We start from the raw sequence: 25,150 nt of genomic DNA on the forward strand, positions 1-25,150 counted from the left end.
CGTTACGCGGTCGCATGGTCGCTGCCTATGTGTTGCTGGCAGTCATCATCGTTGGCTTTTTCACGGGCTCCGCTTTCTTTGTCGTCGCGAAGATCGAGAAGGAGCTTATCGATAACCGACTCGTGCGCGCAGCCGATCTTTGGGCCGCAGATTCTTTTCATGTGGTGCAGTCACAAACCCTCGATCTCAGCTTTTTCAAAGGTCCGCTGATTCCGCAACCTCTGCAAACGTTAGGGCTTGGCACTCACGAAATGAAGTTGAACGGACGGGGACTGCACGTTCTGATCGGTGAGGCCAATGGTGAGCGCTATGCCGTGGTGGATGACCAAAGTGACTTTGAGTCGATCGAATCCTCCTCCTACATTACCTTGGGCATTGCGTTCCTGGGGGGCATTGGATTAGCCATCTTGATTGGTAGAGTCAGCGCAAACCGGGTGATCCTGCCGCTGACCAAGCTGGCTTCTTCGGTTCAGGACAAGCATACGACAGGCAGGCTTCCCGGCCTCGATGCCACTGACGAGCTTGGTGTACTGGCGAGGGCTATCGATGATCGAACCAACCAGTTGAGCTATGCCTTGCAGCGCGAACGCTGGTTCACTGCCGACGTCAGCCACGAGCTTCGTACCCCTCTGACGATCATGCTCGGCGCAGCGGAAGTGCTCACCAGCCGTTTGCAGGATCGCCCGGACCTTCTGGTCATGACCGAACGTATTCGACGTAATGCCGCGGAAACCGCGCAGCAGGTCGGGGCCCTGCTGCAACTGGCCCGAGTGCCGGAAATTACCGACCTCGTCTTGATCAACCTGCGTCCCCTGATTGAACGTGAGCTGGAGCGTTGCCAGCCACTGCTCCGTGGAAAGGCCCTGACACTCAACCTCTTCTGCACTGAGGAGGTTTCGGTACGAGCCATTCCTGAGCTGGTCACTATCGCGGTCAGCAATCTGCTACGTAATGCTTGTCAGCACACGGAGCAAGGCATCATCACCATTTACTTGAACTCATCTCAAATTGTTGTGGAGGACAGCGGTACGGGTTTACCCGATGCGGTACAAGCCCGCCTCTTTGATCGGTTTGTTCGAGGCGATGATGATTTCACGGGTGGTTCGGGTTTGGGCTTATCAATCGTCAAACGTGTTGTAGATCACCTTGGATGGAGAATTCGACATGAGCCCAACCCGAATGGCGGCAGCCGTTTCACCTTGCAGCTTCCCGATGTTGTGTAGTTTTCCAGCGACCGCAAAATTGACACACCGCACGCATACAGATTGATCCGTCAGAAATCGACCCGCACTCCCTACCATAAGCAAGAGCACCGAATGAAAGGCATCCTTGAACACCTACGTCGCTGGGCTAAAAATCTCAAGCGACAAACCATGGTTCTGTGGTTTTGTTATCAGCATCCACAAACCCCATGGCTGCCCAAGTGGATCTCAGTTTTTGTGGTGGCTTACGCACTGAGTCCAATCGACCTCATTCCAGATTTCATCCCGGTATTGGGCTATTTGGACGACGTAATCATTCTGCCGCTCGGCATTCTGCTCGCTATCCGATTGATGCCACCGCTTGTGCTTGAGGAGTGCCAGCTAAAGGCTAGCGAGTGGGAGGAAAGCCATGTGAAGCGCCCAGTGAGTAAAGTGGCGGCGGTGCTCATCGTTTTGATCTGGCTCGCTGTTGTTGCAGGTGTGTGGTGGGTTTACTTTCGTTGAGTATAAAGCGGTACTTTTCATTGCATTTACGTACAACAAGCTAAAGCACTGGTCGAGGTAGGAGGTAGGAGGTAGGAGGTAGGAGGTAGGTAAGACGATCATCGGATTTGACGACAGGCCATGGACAGCACAATCGCACGACCATCCGTCCAGAATGGGTCTCCCGCAGCATTCATTCCTCGTAGCGGCTGTGCCACGTGAACGCTTCCTTCCTGCTTTGCCCCAACACGCGTGAGATCGGTCACGATGAGCGCGCGCTCATGATCGATAGCGGGGTCAATGTGGTGCGTCGGGAGATGGAGGCTCGGCGAGATTTCTATACCCATGTCAAAGCTGGCGGTTGCTACCCACACAGGACGACAACTAGGCGCAAGGCAATATGACGTCTGCCACAGGCGGGTGTGATGCCGCCGTTGTATGCTTGGGGAACCTGTATCCGGTTTCTCAAATGTGAGGTCTTGTGGGCGGTCCGAAAAAAAGGCCGGCGTAGCTGGACCGGTTGGATCGGGAAGGTTTCGAAGCGCAGCGAGGCCTTCCTTGACCACCCGCAGTGGGGTTGGTGAATCGGCACGTGCCCATCCGGCGCGCGTAAAGGCATTCAAAATGCTCTTCCTCATCCCCGACAAAGACAAGAGAAATAGGCTCCATTTTTCCTCCGACCAAGTCCTCCGACCAACGAGGAAGTTCGGGTGGAAAAAAGGTTCGCAGCGCGTGGATGTCAAGCAAATGCGTGGCTGAATGAGGCTTATTCGGGATGGTTTCGGTCTGACTCATGAGTAGGACTGTGGCCCCCACTGCAAGAATTAGGACACTTTTGCCACCCATAGAAAGGGCGTTGGCGCTGAGGGGCACGTGAAGTGTGTCGACCCACCGAATAGAATGGTTGTAATGGAGGAAAAACAGTAGTGATGCGAGAAGGATGAGCGCCAAACCGAGGCTGCCAAGGAGATCGGAAGGCCAGTGCACGCCAAGATAGAGGCGAGAAAGACCAATACCTACGATGACCAGGAGCAGCAGCGTGATACCAAGCGCTCGCGCACCGCGACGTACTTGGCTGCTCAACAGCAGCGCGGCGAGCAACCCATACACGACAGTGCCCGAGAGCATATGCCCTGAGGGGAAGCCCGGCTCATGCACCCGGACAATGGCATCCATTGGCCGCGCGTAGCTGAAGAGCGCTTTCAGAATGGTCGAGATGAGGCCCGAGCCGGCGAGAGCGAGCATGAAGGTGGCTGCGAGTCGCGGCTGATCTCGCGCAAGAGCAAGCAAGGCAAGGCCGGAACACAGCAGGGATAACACCGTAGTGCTTCCCAGCTCTGTGAGAGCGAGCATGAGCCAAGTCATTCCTGTTGAGCGGAAGAGCGGGACCGTGTTGTGCAAGCGGATGTCGAGAATCACAAGGGGGTCATTTGCCACGATTTCCTGCAACACGCTAAGGAAGACCCACAAACCTAGAAGCATGCCAAGGCCGGCAGTGGTTGCCCGCAGGCCCCAAGGACTCTGCGGATTGAGGCGGTGCTCCAGGAACACGGCAGTGCCAGGGAAGCGCTGCCGAAGACCAGCAATAACAGGCCTTTGTGCCAACTTTGCGCCAATAGAGCTAATAATTGCTGCCATGGGTTGCCAGAGTTGACGCCGGCGATCCAGAAAGAGCAGCACAATAAGAATCAAACCTGCAGGGACAACAACCAGTGCCAAAAACAAAAATGTGTAAAAAATGGCTGCGGAGAGCATGATTCTGGCCTCGCAAGTGGCTGATCTGAAGTTCTGAGTATTTCTGTGTCTTACCCTGGCGAGCTAACAGGACTTTTCCATCCCAATCCCCATCTGCCGTTCCTTCGGTTCGAGATAGCTGCCGCCCATCGTCAAAAGCAGTAGCTAGCGTGCTTCGTGGTGCATTCACATCGGGCTGTGTCGACGTTAACGTGACGAGGGATAGGGGATGATAGAAACGCTCCTCCACAACTGAACCCATCCACAGCGGTGAAGTACGCCCGTTCGTGAGCTCGAAATCGACGACCCACACTCGAAGCACGAGGCGCGAGCTGGTAAGTGCGCCATCACTATTCGGTCGAACGAGCGTCATACTGGGGAGGCGACCACTGGCGAAAAATGGAATAACCGGAAGGCCTGCAGGATCGGTTTGGACGGTAAGCCAGTTCAGGGCATTCAACGGTGTCCAGTCCGCCGAGTCGCGCCACCCGTTGTTCTGCAGGACATCTTGCAAGTCCTTCAGATCACCGGCCCACTGGAACGTCAGTGGTTCATTCGTCTCGCCAGTCAGATCAATACGCCGCGCCGGCAGTTGCTGCCAACCCGACGCCCACCAATCGGTGGCGGCCATGGTCGGCGTCCCCACCTTGACGGCATAGCGGTCGCTGTCGGTCGCATGGCTACGATAGATATTGAGTCCTCCGGCGAGAATCAGCGCTGAACATCCGGCGGCGAGTAGGCCCTTTGGTTCAATGCGTCCGGCTTGGCGCCCCAGGTAGGCCAGTCCGAGCAGCGCTAGCCACGCCGACCCGAATGCCAGTCCCCCGAGCACATCGGAAAGCCAATGCGCACCGAGGTAGAGGCGCGAGAATGCAATCAGAAATATCAGGCTTGCTGCGCCAAGAGCGACCGCGAGACGCCATGCCGGGCGGATCTCACGCGCGATGAGGAAGGCGAGGAAACCGTATAGCACCACATTGACCGTGCTATGGCCGCTGGGGAAGGAAAACGCGCTCCACCCGGAGTAGAGAAGCTCGCCGGGTCGAGCTCGATGCAGCGCAACTTTTATGACCGTGTTGAGCGCCGAAGCGCCGGCGATCGCCACCAGCCAATAGACAGCTGTACGCCAGGCGCGCTTCCACATGAGCCACAGCAAGACAACAATCGTTACCGCCACCACGACCTTGGTGTCGCCAAGCTCTGTGATGGCGATCATCACCGCATTGCCTGGCGTTGTGCGAAGATCCTGGAGGGCGCGGTATATCGCGCTGTCTGCGAGCAGCAACGGGTCACCGCTGACGACGTCTTCAAGAACACCGAAGAAAAGCCAGGCGGCACCGACGAGAAGCACGGCCGACAGTGTGAGAGGCCACGCTTCGGGCCGTGAAGGATCGAGCAACCGGGTGAGACTGCGGCTCAGCCAAGTGTCGTGGGTGCCGGCCCAGCTCCGCAGCCGCTCCACTGCGACGATGAGGTAGGGGATGCCTCGACGCAACGTCCAGCGCACGAGATGCAGGCCCGCCCAGCCCGTCGCGACTAGTACGACCAGCAGGATCGCGAGCGGCTTTGCAGCCGCACCGAGAAAGCTGAACGTTGCGCCGACGAGCACACCGGGCAGGATATGCGACGGCGCCCAAGCGAGCGCCGAGACAACATTGACGGCATAGAACCGACTGACCGCCATTCCCATCATGCCGGCGAGGAGCGGGATGAAGGCGCGGACGCCCGGTACGAAGCGCGCGAGAAACACACTCTTGGCGCCGTGACGCTCGAAAAAGGCCTCGCTGTGCTGAATCAGTTCAGGGTGGCGGTTCAATGGCCAGAAACCAAGAATCTCGCGGTGGTATCGATGCCCGAGCCAGAACGAAAGACCATCACCCGCGATGGCACCTAACGTGGCGGCGACCAGCAACGGCCAGAGCAATAATACGCCGCTTGGCACCAGGGCACTGAGCGCGAGGATCACGGCTGTGCCTGGAACGACGGCGCCGATAATCGGGACTGACTCGGAAAGCGCCAGAAGAAACACCGCCAGATAGGCGACATGCGGATGCGCCGTCAGGAACTCGATGACCGATGAGACCAGGGACGTCATCATTCGTGGGCTGCCTATAGAGTACCGGTGATGAAGCGATCAAAGTGCGTACCTTCCCGAGAGGTCGCACAACCGTTATGAAGCAGGTGCCACGGCAGTGGGAAACTCCTCGGTGCGCTTTTCAAAGCGTCCAAAGTGCAAAGCCAAGGTTGGTAGCACCAATAGATTGAGTGCTGTCGAGGTCACTAAGCCACCCAGGATAACTATAGCCATAGGCCCTTCGATTTCATTGCCAGCAGCGCCACTGGCGAGCGCCAGAGGTAGCAGTCCCAAAGCGGTCACCACGGCCGTCATCAGGATCGGCACCAGTCGCTCGGCGGCACCCCTTCGAGCCGCATCCGACCCCCATGTCATACCTTCTTCATTCACCAGATGTGAGTAGTGCGAGATGAGCATGATGGAGTTTCGCAGCGTGATACCAAACAGGGTGACAAACCCGACAAGCGATCCCAATGACAAATTTCCACCGCACACCAACACGGTCAACACGCCACCTACCAGGGCGAAAGGCAGGTTCACGAGGACTAAGACCAACGCACGCATGCTTTTGAGGGCGAGGAACAAAAGCAGCATGATCCCAATGATGGCAACCGCTGTGTAAACCAGTAAGTCTTGTTGTGATTGCACACGTGCTTGCTCTTCTCCAGCAAACAAGACATAGGTTCCCTTGGGTAGGGTGACCTCCTTGTTAATTAACCGTTGAGCCTCCTGAACGAAGTCACTCACCGCCCGGCCATGTACTGCGGTCGAGACTGTTTGTAGACGTTGGCCGCCGCTGTGCATGATTTGGTAACGGCTGGTGGTTTGAGTGATCAGGGCTAGTTGATCGAGAGGCACCGTTGTTCCGGCTCTGTTACGTAGCAGCAGTGAACCGACAGTCGCGATGCTGTGATGGGCCGTGGGAGTCAACGAGACGGCGACGTCATAAGTCTGATTCCCCTGATAGATTTGGCTGGCGGTCACTCCGTCGTAAGCCACTTGAATCGCGTCCATCACATCAACCGGCTCGAACCCCCAATGTGTCAATTGCTCAGGCCGCAGCCTAATGGTCAATTGCGGCACATGCTGGGCGGACTCGACTCTCAGGCCGATGGTGCCAGGGATTCGACCTATCACCTGGGCGATTTCCTGGGCTTTGCTGTCCAGCACATCCAGGTCAGGGCCAAAGACATTGATAACGACCGGCGCGGTGACGCCCGAGATGCTTTCGTCCACCCGCTCAGTCAGGAAGGTGTTCACCGACGTCGTCAGCCCTGGAAAACTGGCCAATACTTGTTGAATACGCGCCACGGCCTGGGTTTCTTCAGCAGCAGACAAGGTATTCAAATCCACTTCGAACTCACTGACGTGGACGCCGGTCGGGTCGACCACTTCACTGGCTCGCCCTGCGCGCTGCGATACCAGTCGCACGCCGGGGACTGTACTCAGCTCCTGCGCTACACGGTCGCCCACACGCATGGATTCGGTCAAAGAGGAGCCTGGGGCCAACGCCATATGGATGAGGTAATGCCCCTCCTTCAATTCTGGTATGAAGTTACCGCCAAAAAACGGCAGCGCGGTGATCGCCACCGTGCAGAGAATGACGATCATCCAGACTATTGATCGAGAGTGCGACTCGATACTGGCGAGTAACTTCAGATAACGAGCCTTCAGTCGCTGCACCAACTTTGGCTCTTCCGATTGAAGTGGCCTGGTGGTCAACAACATAAACGCCAGCGCTGGCGTGACCGTTAGGGCCACCACAAGGGATGCCAAAATCGCCAGGATGTAGGCGAGACCCAAGGGCGCAAAGAGTTTCCCGGCGATCCCTGACAGCGCCAGAACGGGCAGGAAAATCAATGCAACAACCAAGGTGGCATATACCACCGCACTACGGACTTCGAATGAGGCGCGCAATACAACCAGGGCCGGTGATATGGGGTTCTTCAGCGCTTGATTTTGGCGCAGCCGACGGAAGATGTTCTCCACATCGACCACCGCATCGTCCACGACCTCTCCCAAGGCAATGGCCAGGCCGCCCAAGGTCATGGTGTTGAGGCTCACACCGAAGTGATGGAGCACGATCACCGCCGTTAACAAGGAAAGCGGAATCGCCGTAGCGGAGATGATTGCAGTGCGGATATTGAGCAAGAACAGAAACAGCACCAGGACAACTAACACGCCTCCCAATAACAGTGCCGTTTGCAAGTGACCAATCGCGGTTTCGATAAACCTGGCTGGGCGGAAGATGTCTGGATGCAGGCTCACCTGTTCTGCTTCGAGCGCAGGTTTCAAACTGTCCAGGGCGCTTTCCACATGACTGGAAACGCTCATCATGTCGGCGCCGTATTGGCTTTCCACCATCAGCGACACCGCCGGCTTACCCTCGATTGCCGCAGCGCCGACTGCGGGAGCAGGCCCATAGGCCACCGTGGCGACATCGCCCAAGCGTACGGCGACACCACTCTGGTAGTTGAGCACCGTTTGAGCCAACTGCTCGGGTGTTACGGTCTGACCCTCGGTATTCAAGACGATGCGCTGGTTAGCGGTTTCCAGAAAACCCGCGCCTCCAACCCCCGTTGCGCGCTGGGCAGCGCTCAACACGTCTTGAAGAGAGAAACCGTATTGCACCAGCTTTTTGGGATCCGCCTGAATCTGAAACTGTTTTAGATCGCCACCGAATACGATCACGTCCGCCACGCCGGGCACGCGCAACAATTGCGGTTTTATCGTCCACTCCGCGAGTGTGCGCATCTCCATCAGCGAGCGGGTGTCGGAGGTAATACCCGCGACAAGAGTGATGCTGGTCGATGACGTTAATGGCAATAGCGCGGGCGTTTTGACGCCGTGCGGGAGAATACCGGTGAGCGTACTGAGTCGCTCCGCAGCCAGTTGTCTGGCTCGGTATATGTCAGCTCCATCCTTGAAGGTCAGCGTCACCATGGACAGCCCTGGTAACGATTTGGATCGCATGCTCGCCAGCCCCAGGGTGCCACCCATTGCGTTTTCGACCGGCTGGGTGACCAACATTTCAACCTGCTCGGACGATAACCCGGGAGCTTCGGTTTGAATCACCGCTAACGGTGGAGCGAACTCGGGGAAAACATCTTGCCGGGCCTGAGTCAGAGTGTAGATGCCATAACCTGCCAGCAGACAAGCGAGGGCGATAACGACCCCTCGGAAGCGCACAGCGAATCGGATAATTGAATTCAACATGATGTATTCGCTGCCGTCTGGTTAGTCGTCACATTCGGGGTCTTTGCAAGCCGATGCGGTGATTGGCGGACGCTGCTCTTCGGATAACAGCAGTTGCGCACCATGCACCACGACACGATCACCGGACTCAAACCCGGTGCTGACCAGGTACCCATTGTTGTAGGGGGTTTGGTCTGCGACAGGACGGCGGGTAAACCGGTCGTTTGCAATTTGCACATACGCCCACGGCTGCCCACCAAACCATAGGATGGCGGCCTCAGGTATGACGAGACTGGTGCTGGTTGGCGTGGGTAATGGCAAATAGGCAACCACTTTGCTACCGACTGGAAGGGTCGCCGCCGCTCGGTAAAGGTATGCACGGCCTTCAGTCGAAGGGTCGACTTGGGGCGAGACTGAAATGAGGTGAGCCGTTTCCCGACGATGTTCGCTGGACTCTACCGCAATCAGTTCTGGAGCGGCCAAATCAACACCGAGGGGGAGGACAACGCGCAAAAGCATGTCCTCGCGGTTCAACAGTCTGCGCAATAGCGGAGCGTCTTGCGCTCCGATCACGCCGGCCAATGGCGCACCAAACTGTTGGAGCGCACTATTGCGTACCGACTGAATGTTGGCACTCGTTGCTTGTAGCTTGGTCTTGTCTGTATTCCATGTGACTTGCGAGGCTTGCAGCACCTTCAAGGACACGCTCTGGTTAGCTTTGTACAGCGCGAGGTTGCGCTCATATTCTTGACCCGAGGCCGAAGCGGCAGACTGTGCCGCCTCTGAGTCTGCTTGAGCCATAGAGTAACGAGTGCTCAGATCATTAAGCCCCTGCACATCAAGCACACTGCCGTAAGCAAGATGTTCCACTTGATTCTTGGATGCAGTTATCGGCTCACTCTGGATACCACTGATTGTCTGGGTCGTTTCATCCAGCGTGACGATGGTTAAACCTCCTTCGGTTGTGACCCGTGTAGGGGGCGCTACCGCAGTTACAGGTGCAACCTGCATGGCTTGATAAGAGAAGAAACCTAAAGCGCCTAACCCGGCAGCGGCTATCACCGCCAGGGCGATCCGCGAGGTTTTGCTACGAAAGGGTGTGTTCATTTTCGAATGACAGCCTCTGTTGACTGGGCTTGCAGTGAGATTCCATCGAGCGGTTGCTGAATGGCATTTTCAAGTTGACTGATGGCTTGCTGAACTTGAACCACTGCATCAACGTGGGTCATTGCATCGACATTCACGGCACGGCGTGACCGCGATAGCGCCAGTCGGTCTATCGCGCCTAAATCAAAGGAGCGTTGGTCAGATTGAAAGGCGGCTGTTCGAGTCGCCCCCTGGGTGTCGATGAGCGCCAGGTTTTGCGTAGCCAGGCGATAGTGCTGTAGAGCGCTGTCTGTCTGATTGATCGCTTGGTCTTGAAGTGCTTCGACGTGGATGGCAGCTTCCTTGCGGTGCGCTTCGGCTTCCGCGATAGGCCCTTCATTACGGTTGAATAGGGGGAGCGTGATGCCTGCGGGTGTCACGCTGTACTTGTTCACCCCTTGGTCGAACGAGTACCCGAGCCCGAGTGACAGGTTCGGATATTGCCGTGCAACTTCCAGTTGGAGAGCGGCTTGGCTCGCTTCGTACTCGGCCAGGGCGCCCAGGATGTCAGTGCGATTCAGAATGGTTTGACGGCGGGCGGTGTTATCAGGGATCTGCGGAGTCAGGCTCTCGAAATCGCTCAGATCTATCTTGATGGGCTCAAGAGACCTGAGAGGAACCCCAATGGTCTGAGCAATCAATGCTTTGGCGTCCAGCATCAGTTTTTCGCTATTCGCCAAGTTGCTACGATCACGCTCCAGGATGATCTGCTCCTGGCTCAATTCGAACGTCGAGGCCGACCCCAACGAAAGTTGCTTCTCCAGCATGGTCACTATGTTCTGCTGGATGTCGACCTGGCGCTCGATAATCGCGTGGTGCTGGCTGGCGGCGTAAAAGTCGAGCAACGCGCTGCGAAGACGACTTCTGATCTGCCAGGCGATTTGAGCGATATTCAAACGGGCAGCGTCTGAGAGCTGTTGCGCTTGCGCCACTCGATACCCACGCTTACCGGCAGTCTCAATCGGAATGTCGAGGGCCAATCCATACGTCCACGGCTTTATCGGCTGATCTGCGTACTGCAGTGGCAACGACAAGGACGGATTGGGTCGTTGATTAGCCGTTTCTGTCGCCGCCTCACCGCTGGCAAACATGGCGCGCACCGCGTCCAGCTCAGGACTGTAGTAGTAAGCGGCCAGAGTTAAGGTGTTCAGACTCCAGAGAGGGGTAGTGTTGGGGCGGTGTGCAGTGATAAAGCGCTGAAGCTCTGGGTTAGTCAGTGTCCGCTCTTCATAGGCAGCCATCATTTTCAGGGGCGCCAGTGGTTGTGGTTGATAACTCGCACAGCCGGTGAGCAGCATTACCACCGTGATAAAACAAAGTTTATGCATTCGCATTTTCTTTGAGACCAAAGTGGCGGAGTACACAGAAACTCGCGAATCAAGCATTGCCTCTCCCCCTATTGATGAGTGTTGCGGCGAGCCGCTGGTGGAAAAACTCGTTGGTATAGGCCCTCAAGAACGTCGAGCAAATGCTCGCTAAGATGTCTCCAACTCAGCACCTGTGGTACCAACCACGCGCTTATCAAAGAGACCAGCAATGACCCGGCAATATCGAATGGAAAATGCACGCCTAAATAGATACGTGCCCAGCCGACTAATGTACCCAGTAGCAAAATCAGCACGCCAAGTTTGCGCAGCGATACCAGCATCAGAGCCATGGCTAACGTGAACATCACAGTGGCGTGATCGCTGGGGAAAGAGGACTCAGGGGCGTGCTCCAGGAAGTTTTGTCCTAACCCCAGCATGAAGGGACGCGGATGGAACCAAAGGCTACTGATCAGCAGATTGCACCCAAGCGCGAACACGATGCTCAGCGTGGCAGTTACCGCAGCAGCTCGGTATTGGCGTGTACCTCGCAGCCACAATCCGATCAGCAATAGCGGTACCCCGGTGATGAGCCACTGCGCCAGAAAAGTCGCACATAGGCGCATTTCCGCCAAGGAGTGCACGCTGGCGTTGATAGCCAAGAACAGAGTGCGATTGAGCTCTTCCATGGGGAGACCCGTTCAGGAGACTAGGAAGCACCACGTTGTGATCACGGTGCGAGTGATACGCACCATAGTGGTTGCTTCCTTAAGTCCACCTTAAGGTTGACGCTGGCAGTCTTATCGTCCGTGTAGGCCCAAGGGGTCGCGGGGTTGAGTTAAGAATGCTGATAGGCCGAGTGGGGTCAGAATCATCTATGACATGGGCGCGATATGCGCGGAGTCAAGACTTCGGCACACTGTGTGGTACTCCAGTGAAGCGCTGACTGATGTGAGAAGAGGGATCAGGCGATGCGAATATTACTTGCAGAAGATGACCCGATGATCGGCAGCGGCTTGCAAAAAGGGCTGCGCCAGGGAGGGTACACAGTGGATTGGGTCACGGACGGCAAAGCTGCCGTCCTCGCTTTGGAAACCAACCCATATGCGTTGCTTCTACTCGACCTGGGACTTCCGCGCCAGGATGGCATGGAGGTGCTCACGGTTCTGCGTCAACACGATGAGAGCTTACCGGTAATCATAATCACCGCCCGCGACTCGCTACCAGATCGGATTGCTGGCCTTGATCATGGTGCTGACGATTACCTGGTTAAACCGTTTGCCATCGAGGAATTGGTTGCACGCATTCGCGCCGTCAGCCGCCGTCAATCCGGGCGTGTGCAGACGGAGCTTCGGGGTGGCCCGTTGCGACTTGATCCGGTACGACACCTGCTGTGGTTACGCAACGAGCCTGTCAGCCTGTCGGCCAAAGAATATGCGTTGCTGCACGAGCTGATGAAGGAGCCGGATGCGGTGATATCCCGCGAGCAGTTAGAGGATCGCCTGTACGGTTGGGGAGATGAAGTGGGCAGCAATGCCGTGGAAGTTCACATCCATAATCTTCGCAAAAAACTCGGGGCCGAGGTCATCCGTACTGTTCGAGGTGTCGGATATCACATTGGAGAGGACGCATGAGTTCGCTCCGTCGGCGTCTACTGTTATGGCTGCTACCAGCCACTTTTCTGGCTGGACTGCTGGCAAGTATCGGCACCTATTGGGGGGCTGTCCTTGAACTGGATGATCTGCTCAACGACCAAATGCGTTACCTCGCAGAACACATCAATGTGGATCCTGGTGAGCGTGTTGTACTGACGGATACAGGCAATAAACCCAGTGCATTGCGTGATGATAATGCTGACGAAGTGCTGCTTCAGGTTTGGAGCGCAGGGGTTTTGAACTTTACGACCGACTCCGCGCTCTTACTCCCTCCACCGCAGCAAACTGGACTGAGTGATGTTCAGGTCGGGGATCAAACTTGGCACACGTTCGTGAGCCAGCGCGGTGATAAGGTTTTCCGGGTGGCTCAAGCTCAAAATAGGCGTTGGGAAAAGCTCGCGGGTTTAGCCGTGCACCTATTGTGGCCAGTGGTATCAATGATTCCCTTGTTAGCTCTGTTCTTGTGGTTTGGTATCAGCTACGGGCTAAAACCACTGCGAACAGTGGCGACAGAACTGTCGGAGCGCAACGTGAATAGCCTGCAGCCTATCGCTTCGAAAGAGTTGCCTGGAGAAGTCAAACCTCTGGTCGATGCCCTCAACGATTTGCTGGAACGGCTGGCAAATGCTTTCACCATGCAAAAATACTTCATCGCTGATGCAGCGCACGAGCTACGCACTCCAGTGGCAGCACTCAGCATTCAAGTGGAGTTGGCACAGCGGGCCACTCAGGAAGAAGACCGACAGGTATCGCTGTCTGAGGTACAGGCGGGTGTCACGCGCCTTACTCACTTGACACAACAGCTATTGACCTTGGCGCGCCTGGAGCCTGATGTGCAGTCGCCAGTCATGCAGAACATCGAACTGTCCACTCTATGCAAGTCGGTGATCACTGATCAGGTTCGCAGGGCTGAAGCCTCAGGCATCGATCTGGGGCTGAGCGAGCATGCCGCATCCAGCATTTCGGGGGATCCTGAAACGCTGCGTATCCTGCTCAATAACCTGATCGACAACGCCATTCGTTACGCGGGGGCCCACGCAAAGATTGACTTGGCAGTGCGCGATACCGACCAAGGGGTCGTGCTTGAGGTGTGCGACAACGGCCCAGGAATAAATGCGTCGGAGCGTGAGCGGGTGCTTGAGCGATTCTATCGAGGCAACAATCAAAGCGGCTCTGGTAGCGGTCTGGGGCTTTCAATTGTTAAAGCGATTGCAGAGCAACACGGAGCTCAAGTGTTACTCGATATCGGAGCAAATGGCTTGGGACTGCGGGTACAGATCATTTTTCCGTCTATATCGGGAAAATAGGCAGAGTAGAAAAGCACTCTCTAAAAGGCTCAGTGCGATGAGATAACTCCTCAGCTATTTGTGGTCAGTGCGAATGCAATCGGGTGGTCAAGTCAATGCAATTATCAAATAGGCGTAATGGGGGTAATGGGCGCCGTTTTCCCAGAAATGCGCCCAATTGGCAACCGATTCGATCTGTTTCTGGCATTGACCGTGAACTAAGATATGCAACACCTAACCCCACGGATCAATACGCCATGATGGCAACCCCTGAATGAATTTCGTCTGGACCAGCGCAACCATCGGTTCACTGATGCTTGCCCTGATCGTCGCGTTGATCTGCCGCGAACGCTCGCTGCAAAAGCAGCTGGCCGAGTATCGCGTGCTGATCACCAGCCTGACTGACGGACAAAACATCCGTCAGGACGGTGACGCCGAACGCTTCAAGCGCAGCCAGTACTTCGCCCGCATCGGCACGTGGGACTGGGATGTCGACACCGACAAGCTCTACTGGTCGGACGCGATCTACGGCATGTTTGGCTTCAAGATCGACGAAGTAACGCCCTCCTACGCACTGTTTTGCTCATGTGTTCACCCGGACGACCGGGCCAAGGTCCGGGCCGGGGAATTGCGTTGCCTGGAAACCGGCGACAACCATGACGAGGAATATCGGGTGGTCTGGCCCGACGGCACGATCCGCTGGCTTCGGGAAACCGGCAATGTGGTCAAGAACGACCACGATGCAACGATCAAGATGATGGGCGTGGTACGCGATATCACCGAGGAAAAAGCCTCCGCCAGCTACCTGCAACACTTGGCCCACTTCGACCCGCTGACCGGTCTGCCCAATCGTCTGGTGCTCGAGGAGCGTCTGTCCGAGGCGCTGGAACAGGCGCGCATCAGCGCCACGAGGGTTGCGCTGGTGTTTGTCGACCTCAACGGCTTCAAGGCAATCAACGACCATTACGGCCATGCCGCCGGCGACCGGGTACTGATCACCACCGCCACCCGCCTGAAGAAAATCCTGCGTTCAACCGATACCGTCGCCCGGATCGGTGGCGACGAATTTGTGGTCATCCTTCAAGGCCTGCCCCAGGGCAACAGCCTGCAAGACGAAGCCCGCAGCATCTGCCAGAAAATCTTCGTCGAACTGTCGCCACCGGTGACCATCGGTAATGATCAACGACACATCGGCACCAGCCTGGGGGTCGCGGTGTTCCCGGACCATGCGCCGAGCATGGACCGGTTGATCCATATTGCGGATCTGGCGATGTATGAGGCGAAGCGCAGTGGGAATAATCAGTATCGGTTGGGCACTGAAAGCCCCGTACGCGCTCACAGCGAATAGCCCTTCGACGGTTTAACGCTCCACTGGCGTGATATCCACAATCGTCCCGTTGGTAATCATCACCATCATGTACTTGTCATTGATCTGCACCCACTGCGCCTGGCTTTTCGGGGCTTTCAGGCCTTTCTGCTTCCAGTTGGTCAGGGCTTTTTCACTGCGCTGGTAAACGTCGGGGGCACGATCACCCTTCACCAGTTGGCGGGAATTGTTAACCCCCGGCTGGACGGTTTTTTGCGGTGGGTCATCCGCTTGAACAATGGGACTGATACCGGCAACGCCGGCGGCAATGGCCAAGGCGGCGATGAGGGATTTGCTGTTCATGGGGTGATCCTCCTGTGATGTCGCGGTACCAGAACTCCGACTGCACATGCAGCGAATCATTCCTTACGGGCTACATTGATCCGTTTCAAACATCAATGCATGCCAACAATGCAATTAACTTATCGTTCACCCTGCTCCACTATCCGCCCCAATAAGAACCGTGCGCCGCGTCCAGGCGGTGCACGTCATAAAAGCGGTGGAGTACACGTCTATGACAGCATCAACCCAACGGCCCGCGACTTCCGGTCGCTCCCGGGCCAGTGCGATTTTCCGGGTCACCTCGGGCAACTTCCTCGAACAATTCGACTTCTTCCTTTTCGGCTTTTACGCCACGCAGATTGCTGCCGTGTTCTTCCCGGCCAGCAGCGAGTTCGCCTCGCTGATGATGACCTTCGCGGTGTTCGGCGCAGCCTTCCTGATGCGACCGTTGGGCGCCGTGGTGCTGGGTGCCTACATCGATGATGTGGGCCGGCGCAAAGGGTTGATCGTCACCCTGTCGATCATGGCCAGCGGCACGATTTTGATTGTGCTGGTGCCCGGTTACGAAACCATCGGGCTGTTCGCCCCGGCCATCGTCTTGATCGGCCGCTTGTTGCAAGGCTTCTCGGCCGGCGCAGAAATGGGTGGCGTCTCGGTGTATCTCTCGGAAATCGCCACGCCCGGCAACAAAGGCTTCTTCACCAGTTGGCAGTCGGCCAGCCAGCAAGTGGCGATCATTGTCGCGGCAGCGTTGGGCTATGGCCTGAACCAATGGATGGCGCCGGCGATGATTGCCGACTGGGGCTGGCGGATTCCGTTTTTCGTTGGCTGCATGATCGTGCCGTTCATTTTTTTCCTGCGTCGCAACCTTGAGGAAACCGAAGAATTCGCCGCCCGCAAACACCGTCCGAGCATGGGCGATGTGTTCCGCACGTTGGCGCAGAACTGGGTGATCGTGTTCGCCGGGATGATGATGGTCGCCCTGACCACCACCGCGTTTTACCTGATCACCGTTTACGCACCGACCTTTGGCAAAACCGTGCTGCACCTGAGTACATCTGATGCGCTGCTGGTGACTTTGCTGGTGGGCGTTTCGAACTTCTTCTGGCTGCCGATTGGCGGTGCACTGTCGGATCGCATCGGCCGTCGCCCGGTGCTGATTGCCATGGCCCTGCTGACCTTGGCCACGGCGTATCCGGCGCTGACGTATCTGGTGCAGGCGCCGAGCTTCATCAACATGCTGTTGGTGCTGCTGTGGTTGTCATTCATTTACGGGTTGTACAACGGCGCGATGATTGCAGCGCTGACGGAAATCATGCCGGTCGAAGTGCGGGTCGCCGGGTTCTCCCTGGCTTACAGCCTGGCCACGGCGGTGTTCGGTGGTTTTACGCCGGCGATATCGACCTTCCTGATCCAGTACACCGGCGACAAGGCTGCGCCCGGCTACTGGATGAGTTTTGCCGCGTTCTGTGCGTTGTGCGCGACGCTGTATCTCTATCGCCGTTCGACCGATCGCTTGCAACCGGCGATGTCCCGAACCCTTTGAGAGCACATGACCATGAAAAAGCTATACAATTTTGCGGCCCTGACTTTGCTGGTCAGCCTGGGTCTGAGCACCGTCGCCCAGGCCGAAGAGATCCGCGTGATGACCTCCGGCGGTTTCACCGCCGCCTATAAAATCCTCGGCCCGAAATTCGCCGCCTCCACGGGCAACACACTGGACACAGCCCTCGGCCCCTCGATGGGCAAGGCGCCGGAAGCGATCCCCAATCGCCTGGCTCGCGGTGAAAAAGCCGACGTGGTGATCATGGTCGGCTACGCCCTCGATGACCTGATCAAGCAAGGCAAAGTCGATCCCGCCTCACGGGTAGAGCTGGCTGACTCGCGGATCGGTCTGGTGGTACGTGAAGGCGCGCCGAAGCCGGACATCCGCTCTGTCGACGGCCTGAAAAAGACCTTGCTCGACGCGAAGTCCGTGGCCTATTCCGACAGCGCCAGTGGGGTGTACATCGAGGATCAGTTGTTCAAGCGTCTGGGCATCGAAGATCAGCTCAAACCCAAGTCGACGATGGTCCCGAAAATCCCGGTGGCATCGGTGGTTGCCACCGGTGACTATCAACTGGGCTTTCAGCAGGTCAGCGAGTTGCTGCCGTTGCCGGGCGTGAGTTTTGTGGCAAAGATTCCAGAGTCGGTGCAGTCGGTGACGCGTTTTGCTGCCGGTATACCGGTGGGCGCGCAACACCCGGCGCAGGCCAAGGCATTGCTGGATTACCTGGCCTCCACCGCCGCTCAGCCGGATGTCAAAGCCACGGGGCTGGACTCGGTCAGTCGCTGACCTGGACTTTCATTTCCACCACCAGCCGTTCCAGTTCCAGTGCCGCCGGGGTCAATGTGCGACCCCGGCGCTTGATCAAACCGACACTGCGCATCACCTGCGGATCGGTCAGCGGCACCCGTGTCAGGATCGGGTGATCCGCCGCCGGCATCGCCATCAACGGCACCGCTGCCACGCCCAACCCCGCTTCGACCAAACCAATCATCGTCGTCACATGCCGGGTTTCGCAGATGCTCGGCCGCTGCGGCACGATGCCCGTGAGCGCCTGATCCAGCAGAAAGCGATTGCCCGACGTCTTATCCAGCGAGATGTAGTCCTGCTGATAAAACTCATCCCACGTCACGCTACTGCGCCCGGCCAACGGATGATCGCGCCGGCACGCCACCACATAACCTTCCTGTACCAGCGGCTCGAACTCTACTTCCGCCTCCAGGGTGCCCATGAAACTCAGGCCGAAATCCGCCTCGCCGTTGACCACCGCACTCAGCACTTCGTGGGCGCTGGAGTCGAGGACCTTGACCTTGATCCGTGGAAACTGCCGGTGGTAGTGGGCGATCACTCGCGGCATGAAGTAGTAAGCCGCTGAAGGTACGCAGGCGACGGTGACGTGGCCGAGGCGGGTCGAGGCGACTTCGCTGATGCCCAATAGCGCCACGTCCAGGTCGTCCAACAGACGCTCGACGCTCGGCATAAAACCGCGTCCGGCCTGGGTCAGGCTGACCTTGCGAGTGGTGCGCTCGAACAACCTCACACCGAGGGCGTCTTCGAGCTTTTCAATGCGCCGGCTCAGCGCCGGTTGGGAAATACGCACCGTGTCAGCCGCCTTGCGAAAGCTGCCCTGCTCCACCACGGCGCGAAAGGCTTGCAAGTCGTTAAGGTCGAAGTTGATGGCCATGGCGCGCACTCGGGAACGGGACAGATTGATCAGCTTATCCTATGAATGTAACCAATTGATGCAACATGTAACGAAATCTATGTCGACTGCAAGGCAGCTATCGCGAGCAAGCTCGCTCCCATTAATGGATCTCCAGCAAGCATGGAACTCGTGGGCGACGCTGATCAAATGTGGGAGCGAGCTTGCTCGCGATAGCGGTGGGTCAGGCAACATCGTTGTATGTCATGGCTGACGCATGAAGCATCACCCTTTATTCTTGTCGCCCCCGCCGTACCGAGTTCTGGAGTAAGCCATGCCCCATGAAGGCAACCTGTTGCAAGCCGCTGTCGTGTTTCTGTTCGCAGCGGTGCTCACCGTTCCCTTGGCCAAGCGTCTGCAACTGGGGGCGGTGCTGGGTTATCTGTTTGCCGGCGTGATCATCGGCCCATCGGTGCTGGGCTTGATCGGCAATCCGCAAAGCGTCAGCCACATTTCCGAACTCGGGGTGGTGTTGCTGCTGTTCATCATTGGTCTTGAGCTGTCGCCGCGACGTTTGTGGGTGATGCGCAAATCGGTGTTCGGCGTCGGCCTGGCGCAGGTGCTGCTGACCGGGTCGGTGATTGGTGTACTGGCGTTGTTCGTGTTCGGCCAACCGTTGAACAGCGCGATCGTGCTGGGCTTGGGCCTGGCGCTGTCGTCCACGGCGTTCGGTTTGCAAAGCCTGGCCGAGCGCAAGGAACTGACCAGCCCCCACGGACGGTTGGCGTTCGCGATTCTGCTGTTCCAGGACATCGCCGCTATCCCGTTGATCGCCATGGTGCCGTTGCTGGCGGGCGGCGATCACACCAGCAGCGCTGGCGAAGGCCTCAATCACGGCTTGCGCGTGCTGGGCAGCATCGCGGTGGTGGTGATCGGTGGACGGTATCTGCTGCGCCCAGTGTTCCGGGTGGTGGCCAAGACCGGTTTGCCGGAAGTCTCCACCGCCACCGCGTTGCTGGTGGTGATCGGTACGGCGTGGCTGATGGACCTGGTCGGCGTGTCCATGGCGCTGGGGGCGTTTCTTGCCGGGTTGCTGCTGGCGGACTCCGAATACCGCCACGAACTGGAAGCGCAAATCGAACCGTTCAAGGGATTGCTGCTGGGGCTGTTTTTCATCAGTGTCGGCATGGGCGCCAATTTGAGTCTGCTACTGAGTGCGCCGATCACGGTGCTGGGTCTGACCTTATTGCTGATCGCAATCAAATTACCGCTGCTGTTTGCTGTCGGTCGGCTGGCCGGTGGCTTGGGCAAGGTCAGTGCCATTCGCCTCGGCATCGTGCTGGCGGCCGGTGGTGAATTTGCGTTTGTAGTGTTCAAGATCGGCCGCGACCAGGGACTGTTCGAGCCGCGCCTGTACGACTTGCTGGTGCTGACCATCACCTTGTCCATGGCGGTGACGCCGCTGCTGTTGCTGGTGTGCGCACGACTGGTCAGCCCCAAGGTTCAACCGGTGGTTGTGCCGGAGAAATTCCGCGAGATCCATACCGACACGCCGCGCGTGGTGATCGCCGGCATGGGCCGTATGGGGCAGATCGTTGCGCGGATTTTGCGCGCGCAAAACATCAAGTTCGTCGCCCTCGACACCTCGGTGGAAACCATCGAACTGTCGCGCAGCTTCGGCGGTGTGCCGGTGTTCTACGGCGACCCGATGCGCCCGGAGATCCTCAGCGCGGCCAAGGTCGAGCAGGCGGAATACTTTGTCATCGCCACCGACGACCCGGACACCAATATCAAGACCGCCGAGTTGGTGCACAAACTCTACCCGCACATCAAAATCATTGCCCGGGCGCGTAACCGTCAGCATGTGCATCGCTTGGTGGACCTTGGCGCCGAGGCCATTCGGGAAACCTATTATTCGAGTCTGGAAATGAGCCGGCGCACCCTGGTCGGCCTGGGGCTGACCCAGGCCCAGGCCGATGCGCGGATCAAACGCTTCAAGCATCACGACGAGCAGGTGCTGGAAGCCCAGCATGCGATTTATGACGATGCGGCGAAGGTATTGCAGACGGCGCAGGAAGCCCGGGCAGAACTGGCGAGGTTGTTTGAGGCGGATCAGTTGGAAGAAGAATCAGGTAAGCGTTGAGGCGACTGTTAGGGCCTCATCGCGGGCAAGTCCGCTCCCACATTGGTTCTTTAGTGAACACAGAATGTGTGTACGACTGAGATCAAGTGTGGGAGCGGGCTTGCTCGCGAAGAACGATAACGCGGTATTTCAGGCAAACCAGAATTTCCAAGGAACTCACTATGGCTGACCAACCCCCCGCCCTAAAAGAAATCTTCAACGCCGAACGCCTCAAACACATCGCCACCGAGATGACCGCGGTCTACCCCGCGTTCAACGCCAAGGCCTTCCTGAAGCTGACCAACGACGGGCTTGCCGAGTTATCGATCATGCAGCGCATGGCCCGGGTCAGCGAGTGCCTGCACGCGGTCCTGCCGTTGAGCTATGAAGAAACGCTGGAGGTGCTGCGCGCCCTCGCCCCGCGGCTGAACAGCGGCTTCGTCAGCATTTCATTACCTCATTACGTCGCGACGTACGGCGCGCATGCCTTCGAACAGTCCATGGACGCCCTCAAGTACTTCACCACCTTCGGCTCCTCGGAGTTCGCAATCCGCCATTTCATGCGCAGCGACATCGAACGCTCACTGGCGGTCATGCACGAGTGGTCCCTGGACGAAAACGAACACGTCCGCCGCCTGGCCAGCGAAGGCAGCCGACCGCGCCTGCCGTGGTCGTTTCGACTGGAACAGATTCAGGCTGACCCAACATTGGCGGCGGCGATCCTCGACAACCTCAAGGCCGACGACAGCCTTTACGTGCGCAAGTCCGTGGCCAACCACCTCAACGACATCACCAAGGATCATCCCGAGTGGGTGCTGGGCCTGATCGAAGGCTGGTCGCTGGACAACAAACACACCGCATGGATCGCCAAACACGCCCTGCGCAGCCTGATCAAACAGGGCAATCAACGCGCGCTGGCGATCATTGGCGCGGGCCGCAAGCCTGAGGTCGAGATCATCGATGTGAAGGTGGAACCGGCGGTGATTCGCCTGGGTGAAAAAATCACCCTGTCCTTCGCCGTGAAATCCACGGTCCAGGACAGTCAGCGACTGGTGATCGACTACGCCATCGATTACGTAAAAGCCAACGGCAGCACGTCGGCGAAGGTGTTCAAGCTCAAGGTGCTGACGCTTCCCGGCAAGGCGACCGAGACCATCGCCCGTAGCCAGCAGATCAAGGAACTCACCACCCGCAAACACTACGTGGGCAAACACGCCGTACACGTGCTGGTGAATGGAGAGCGCCTGGCCAGTACCGCATTCGAAATTATCCCTTGAAACACGAACCCCTGTAGGAGCAAAGCTTGCTCGCGATGAACGAAAACGCTGTGTGTCAGACCTGACGCCATCGCGAGCAAGCTCTGCTCCTACAGGGGATTGGGGCCCAGCAATAAATCCTGCTCGCTCTCACAAAGCTGCACCACGTAATCCCACAACACCCGCAACCGCACGGATTTGTGCAGCTCACGCCGCGTGCTGATCCAATAGCTGCGCTGAATGCTCTCATCCGGCAGCAACGGGACCAGGCCGGGATCGGCGCTGGCCATGTAACAAGGCAGCACGGCGATCCCCAACCCGGAACGCGCGGCCTGTTGCTGGGCGATGACGCTGGTGCTGTGAAACACCACCTGCGGATTGCGACAGAAGCTGTTGAGGAACATCAACTCCTGGCTGAACAGCAAGTCATCGACATAGCCAATCCAAGCGTGGCGACCGAGGTCTTCGCGGCTGCGCAGCGGTGGCGAACGATCCAGATACTCCTGGCTGGCGTACAGCGCCAATCGATAGTCAGTCAGTTTGCGGGTGACCAACATGTCGGCGGCCGGGCGTTCCAGGTGGATGCTGATCTCGGCCTCGCGATTGAGAATGCTGACAAAGCGCGGCACCGCCACCAGTTCCACTTCCAGCCCCGGATAACGTTCGAACAGCCCATTCATGCGGCTGGCGAGGAACATGATGCCCAACCCTTCAGTCACGCCGACGCGGATCTTGCCCAGCGGCGCCGTGGACTGAGTGATTTCTTCCTGCGCCAGCAACGCGACGTTTTCCATCGCTTCGGCATGTTTGAGCAACGCTTCGCCGGCCGGGGTCAGCTCATAACCCTGCGCATGCTGAACAAACAACGCGGTGCCGAGGCTCTTTTCGATGGCCTCGATGTGCCGGGCCACGGTGGCGTGGGTAGTGTTCAAACGGCGGGCAGCGGTTAGCAAACGCCCGCTGCGCTGCAACTCGAGAAAAAACCGCAGGTCATTCCAGTCGAACATGAACCGTCCTTGAGGTAGGGCTGTTTAAAAACGCACAGCGGCTGCGCAAAAACTAACATTCTTTTGACGAAAGCTAACAACTAGGATGACCGACAACAAGAACAACAACATGAGGTCACGGATGCAGACTTCCCTGGATGAATACGACTACATCGTGGTCGGGGCCGGCCCAGCCGGTTGTTTGTTGGCCAATCGGTTGTCGGCCGACCCGCAGAATCGGGTGTTGCTGCTCGAAGCCGGCGGCCGCGATAACTATGCGTGGATTCACATCCCCGTGGGTTACCTGTTCTGCATCGGCAACCCGCGCACCGACTGGTGCTTCAAGACCGAAGCGCAACCCGGCCTGCAAGGTCGCGCCTTGAGTTACCCGCGTGGCAAGGTGCTCGGCGGCTGTTCCTCGATCAACGGCATGATCTACATGCGCGGCCAGGCCGGCGACTACGACGGCTGGGCGGCTCAGGGCAATCCCGGCTGGAGCTGGCAAGACGTCCTGCCATTGTTCAAAAAGAGCGAAAACCACTTTGCCGGCGACTCGGAGTTTCACGGCGCCGCCGGGGAATGGCGGATCGAACGTCAGCGACTGTCGTGGCCGATTCTCGATGCCTTCCAAAGGGCCGCCGAGCAAACCGGCATCGCCAGCATCGATGACTTCAACCAGGGCGACAACGAAGGCTGCGGCTACTTCCAGGTCAACCAGAAAGCCGGTATTCGCTGGAACGCGGCCAAAGCGTTTCTCAAACCGATCCGCAATCGCCCCAATCTCACCGTGCTGACCAACGTCGAAGTCGACCGTGTGCTGCTGGAAAACGGCCGTGCGTCAGCGGTCAACGCGCGTTGGCAGGGTCAGGCGAAAACCTTCAAGGCGCGCAAGGAAATCGTGCTGTGCGCCGGATCCGTCGGCTCACCAAGCATCCTGCAACGTTCCGGGATCGGCCCTCGCCCGCTGCTGCAACGATTGGGGATCGGCGTTGCCCATGAACTGCCCGGCGTGGGTGCCAATCTGCAGGATCACCTGCAACTGCGCCTGATCTATAAACTGGAAAACGCCCGCACCCTTAACCAGATTGCCGGCAGCCTGTGGGGCAAGATGGGCATGGGCCTGCGTTACCTGTATGACCGCAGCGGTCCGTTGTCCATGGCGCCGAGCCAACTCGGAGCCTTCGCCCGTTCGGGACCGGAGCAGACATCGGCGAATCTCGAGTATCACGTTCAGCCGCTGTCGCTGGAACGTTTTGGTGAGCCATTGCATGCCTTCCCTGCCTTCACGGCGTCGGTGTGCGATCTGCGCCCGCAAAGCCGTGGCCGCGTCGAGATTCGCTCCACCGATCCGCAGGAAGCACCACTGATTCAGCCCAATTACTTGAGCCATCCGGAGGACTTGCGGGTGGCAGCGGATGCCATTCGCCTGACCCGGCGCATCGTCGCGGCACCGGCCCTGCAAGCATTCAAACCGGTGGAGTACTTGCCCGGCGACAGCTTGCAGAGTGAAGAACAACTGCACGAAGCCGCCGCCCGCATCGGCACCACCATCTTCCATCCGGTCGGCACCTGCCGCATGGGCAACGACGCGGACGCCGTGGTCGATGCCGAGCTGCGCGTTCACGGCATCCCAGGCCTGCGCATCGCCGACGCCTCGATCATGCCGCGCATCACCTCGGGCAACACCTGTTCGCCTACGCTGATGATTGCCGAAAAGGCAGCACAGTTGATCCTTAACCCCAACACAAGGAGCATCGCCGCGCAGAAGGAACTGACCACCAACGCCAGCTCCTACAGGGAGCCAGTACGCCCGATACATCGACAGTAGCGACGCCAGCCCATAAGGCCGGCGCCGACAGTGGAACAAAAAA

19 protein-coding genes and 1 pseudogene are annotated in these 25,150 nt (G+C 57.9%); 10 read left to right on the top strand and 10 right to left on the bottom strand.

The genetic code is table 11. From position 1 onward, the window contains the following. The first annotated feature begins 14 nt into the window (after nt 1-14). Together CUN63_RS30695 and CUN63_RS30700 are read left to right on the top strand one after the other, a co-directional pair. Nucleotides 15-1,223 carry a HAMP domain-containing sensor histidine kinase gene (locus tag CUN63_RS30695; protein WP_165353299.1) on the top strand — a complete coding sequence of 403 codons (1,209 nt, stop codon included), beginning with the start codon at nt 15-17 and terminating at the stop codon, nt 1,221-1,223. A 93-nt stretch (nt 1,224-1,316) separates the two neighbouring features. Beyond that, complete coding sequence (locus CUN63_RS30700; protein ID WP_129444883.1) at nt 1,317-1,706, top strand: YkvA family protein; 390 nt, start codon at nt 1,317-1,319, stop codon at nt 1,704-1,706. Nucleotides 1,707-1,804: 98 nt separating this feature from the next. Here CUN63_RS30700 and CUN63_RS32845 read toward each other — a convergent pair whose 3' ends face one another. From CUN63_RS32845 to CUN63_RS30735, 7 genes and pseudogenes are all read right to left on the bottom strand, one after another. Continuing rightward, on the bottom strand, nt 1,805-2,323 hold the full coding sequence (locus tag CUN63_RS32845; protein ID WP_129444884.1) for an LssY C-terminal domain-containing protein: 519 nt from the start codon (nt 2,321-2,323) through the stop codon (nt 1,805-1,807). Nucleotides 2,324-2,606: 283 nt separating this feature from the next. Beyond that, nucleotides 2,607-3,323, bottom strand: a pseudogene (locus CUN63_RS32850) (phosphatase PAP2 family protein); the annotation flags it as partial. Next, nucleotides 3,307-5,517 carry a bifunctional DedA family/phosphatase PAP2 family protein gene (locus CUN63_RS30715; RefSeq protein ID WP_256657632.1) on the bottom strand — a complete coding sequence of 737 codons (2,211 nt, stop codon included), beginning with the start codon at nt 5,515-5,517 and terminating at the stop codon, nt 3,307-3,309. The pseudogene CUN63_RS32850 and the gene CUN63_RS30715, both read right to left, overlap by 17 nt. A gap of 72 nt (nt 5,518-5,589) precedes the next feature. After that, the gene (locus CUN63_RS30720) at nt 5,590-8,709 is read right to left on the bottom strand and encodes an efflux RND transporter permease subunit (protein ID WP_129444886.1); all 3,120 of its coding nucleotides are present in this window, start codon (nt 8,707-8,709) and stop codon (nt 5,590-5,592) included. A gap of 21 nt (nt 8,710-8,730) precedes the next feature. Further along, nucleotides 8,731-9,795, bottom strand: coding sequence for an efflux RND transporter periplasmic adaptor subunit (locus CUN63_RS30725; protein ID WP_129444887.1), 1,065 nt, complete (start codon nt 9,793-9,795; stop codon nt 8,731-8,733). Next, nucleotides 9,792-11,219: a TolC family protein gene (locus CUN63_RS30730; protein ID WP_129444888.1), complete on the bottom strand. Its 1,428-nt coding sequence runs from the start codon at nt 11,217-11,219 to the stop codon at nt 9,792-9,794. The genes CUN63_RS30725 and CUN63_RS30730 overlap by 4 nt, the downstream gene beginning before the upstream one ends. Before the next feature lie 11 nt (nt 11,220-11,230). Beyond that, complete coding sequence (locus CUN63_RS30735; protein ID WP_129444889.1) at nt 11,231-11,827, bottom strand: undecaprenyl-diphosphatase; 597 nt, start codon at nt 11,825-11,827, stop codon at nt 11,231-11,233. Between the two features lie 282 nt (nt 11,828-12,109). Between CUN63_RS30735 and CUN63_RS30740 the strand changes: the two genes are divergently transcribed. From CUN63_RS30740 to CUN63_RS30750, 3 genes are all read left to right on the top strand, one after another. Beyond that, the gene (locus CUN63_RS30740) at nt 12,110-12,772 is read left to right on the top strand and encodes a response regulator (RefSeq protein ID WP_129444890.1); all 663 of its coding nucleotides are present in this window, start codon (nt 12,110-12,112) and stop codon (nt 12,770-12,772) included. Beyond that, nucleotides 12,769-14,100, top strand: a complete 1,332-nt coding sequence (locus CUN63_RS30745) for an ATP-binding protein (protein WP_129444891.1) — start codon at nt 12,769-12,771, stop codon at nt 14,098-14,100. Before CUN63_RS30740 ends, CUN63_RS30745 begins: the two co-directional genes overlap by 4 nt. A 253-nt stretch (nt 14,101-14,353) precedes the next feature. After that, the gene (locus CUN63_RS30750; RefSeq protein WP_129444892.1) at nt 14,354-15,427 is read left to right on the top strand and encodes a sensor domain-containing diguanylate cyclase; all 1,074 of its coding nucleotides are present in this window, start codon (nt 14,354-14,356) and stop codon (nt 15,425-15,427) included. Between the two features lie 12 nt (nt 15,428-15,439). Here the strand turns inward: CUN63_RS30750 and CUN63_RS30755 are convergent, their stop codons facing one another. Then, a complete protein-coding gene (locus tag CUN63_RS30755) occupies nt 15,440-15,748 on the bottom strand; it encodes an RcnB family protein (RefSeq protein WP_129444893.1) in 309 nt (102 codons plus the stop codon). 211 nt (nt 15,749-15,959) lie between these two features. Here CUN63_RS30755 and CUN63_RS30760 point away from each other — a divergent pair, with 211 nt between their 5' ends. Both CUN63_RS30760 and CUN63_RS30765 read left to right on the top strand, forming a co-directional pair. Further along, nucleotides 15,960-17,273 (top strand): MFS transporter, encoded by a 1,314-nt coding sequence (locus CUN63_RS30760; RefSeq protein ID WP_129444894.1) that lies wholly within the window; start codon nt 15,960-15,962, stop codon nt 17,271-17,273. Nucleotides 17,274-17,285: 12 nt separating this feature from the next. Next, the gene (locus CUN63_RS30765; protein ID WP_129444895.1) at nt 17,286-18,062 is read left to right on the top strand and encodes a substrate-binding domain-containing protein; all 777 of its coding nucleotides are present in this window, start codon (nt 17,286-17,288) and stop codon (nt 18,060-18,062) included. Here the strand turns inward: CUN63_RS30765 and CUN63_RS30770 are convergent. Beyond that, the gene (locus CUN63_RS30770) at nt 18,052-18,957 is read right to left on the bottom strand and encodes a LysR family transcriptional regulator (protein WP_129444896.1); all 906 of its coding nucleotides are present in this window, start codon (nt 18,955-18,957) and stop codon (nt 18,052-18,054) included. The two genes, CUN63_RS30765 and CUN63_RS30770, sit on opposite strands and share 11 nt — an antisense overlap. Before the next feature lie 292 nt (nt 18,958-19,249). Here CUN63_RS30770 and CUN63_RS30775 point away from each other — a divergent pair, with 292 nt between their 5' ends. Together CUN63_RS30775 and CUN63_RS30780 are read left to right on the top strand one after the other, a co-directional pair. After that, entirely contained in the window at nt 19,250-21,058 is a 1,809-nt protein-coding gene (locus tag CUN63_RS30775) for a monovalent cation:proton antiporter-2 (CPA2) family protein (protein ID WP_129444897.1), read from the top strand. A 161-nt stretch (nt 21,059-21,219) separates the two neighbouring features. Beyond that, nucleotides 21,220-22,314, top strand: coding sequence for a DNA alkylation repair protein (locus tag CUN63_RS30780; RefSeq protein ID WP_129444898.1), 1,095 nt, complete (start codon nt 21,220-21,222; stop codon nt 22,312-22,314). Between the two features lie 89 nt (nt 22,315-22,403). On the opposite strand, the gene CUN63_RS30785 is transcribed toward CUN63_RS30780, so the two are convergent. After that, nucleotides 22,404-23,300, bottom strand: coding sequence for a LysR family transcriptional regulator (locus tag CUN63_RS30785; protein WP_129444899.1), 897 nt, complete (start codon nt 23,298-23,300; stop codon nt 22,404-22,406). Between the two features lie 121 nt (nt 23,301-23,421). Between CUN63_RS30785 and CUN63_RS30790 the strand changes: the two genes are divergently transcribed. Then, nucleotides 23,422-25,107, top strand: a complete 1,686-nt coding sequence (locus CUN63_RS30790; protein WP_129444900.1) for a GMC family oxidoreductase — start codon at nt 23,422-23,424, stop codon at nt 25,105-25,107. The last annotated feature ends 43 nt before the right edge of the window (nt 25,108-25,150 follow it).

This window comes from Pseudomonas sp. ACM7, from assembly GCF_004136015.1.
Lineage (GTDB): Bacteria > Pseudomonadota > Gammaproteobacteria > Pseudomonadales > Pseudomonadaceae > Aquipseudomonas > Aquipseudomonas frigoris.

Coding starts and splice junctions, on each gene's coding strand:
- CUN63_RS30700 (WP_129444883.1), top strand. CDS start 1,317: ATGAAAGGCATCCTTGAACACCTACGTCGCTGGGCTAAAAATCTCAAG.
- CUN63_RS30760 (WP_129444894.1), top strand. CDS start 15,960: ATGACAGCATCAACCCAACGGCCCGCGACTTCCGGTCGCTCCCGGGCC.
- CUN63_RS30730 (WP_129444888.1), bottom strand. CDS start 11,219: ATGCTTGATTCGCGAGTTTCTGTGTACTCCGCCACTTTGGTCTCAAAG.
- CUN63_RS30770 (WP_129444896.1), bottom strand. CDS start 18,957: ATGGCCATCAACTTCGACCTTAACGACTTGCAAGCCTTTCGCGCCGTG.
- CUN63_RS30740 (WP_129444890.1), top strand. CDS start 12,110: ATGCGAATATTACTTGCAGAAGATGACCCGATGATCGGCAGCGGCTTG.
- CUN63_RS30780 (WP_129444898.1), top strand. CDS start 21,220: ATGGCTGACCAACCCCCCGCCCTAAAAGAAATCTTCAACGCCGAACGC.
- CUN63_RS30775 (WP_129444897.1), top strand. CDS start 19,250: ATGCCCCATGAAGGCAACCTGTTGCAAGCCGCTGTCGTGTTTCTGTTC.
- CUN63_RS30725 (WP_129444887.1), bottom strand. CDS start 9,795: ATGAACACACCCTTTCGTAGCAAAACCTCGCGGATCGCCCTGGCGGTG.
- CUN63_RS30755 (WP_129444893.1), bottom strand. CDS start 15,748: ATGAACAGCAAATCCCTCATCGCCGCCTTGGCCATTGCCGCCGGCGTT.
- CUN63_RS30720 (WP_129444886.1), bottom strand. CDS start 8,709: ATGTTGAATTCAATTATCCGATTCGCTGTGCGCTTCCGAGGGGTCGTT.
- CUN63_RS30715 (WP_256657632.1), bottom strand. CDS start 5,517: ATGATGACGTCCCTGGTCTCATCGGTCATCGAGTTCCTGACGGCGCAT.
- CUN63_RS30735 (WP_129444889.1), bottom strand. CDS start 11,827: ATGGAAGAGCTCAATCGCACTCTGTTCTTGGCTATCAACGCCAGCGTG.
- CUN63_RS30785 (WP_129444899.1), bottom strand. CDS start 23,300: ATGTTCGACTGGAATGACCTGCGGTTTTTTCTCGAGTTGCAGCGCAGC.
- CUN63_RS32845 (WP_129444884.1), bottom strand. CDS start 2,323: ATGAGGAAGAGCATTTTGAATGCCTTTACGCGCGCCGGATGGGCACGT.
- CUN63_RS30695 (WP_165353299.1), top strand. CDS start 15: ATGGTCGCTGCCTATGTGTTGCTGGCAGTCATCATCGTTGGCTTTTTC.
- CUN63_RS30765 (WP_129444895.1), top strand. CDS start 17,286: ATGAAAAAGCTATACAATTTTGCGGCCCTGACTTTGCTGGTCAGCCTG.
- CUN63_RS30745 (WP_129444891.1), top strand. CDS start 12,769: ATGAGTTCGCTCCGTCGGCGTCTACTGTTATGGCTGCTACCAGCCACT.
- CUN63_RS30750 (WP_129444892.1), top strand. CDS start 14,354: ATGAATTTCGTCTGGACCAGCGCAACCATCGGTTCACTGATGCTTGCC.
- CUN63_RS30790 (WP_129444900.1), top strand. CDS start 23,422: ATGCAGACTTCCCTGGATGAATACGACTACATCGTGGTCGGGGCCGGC.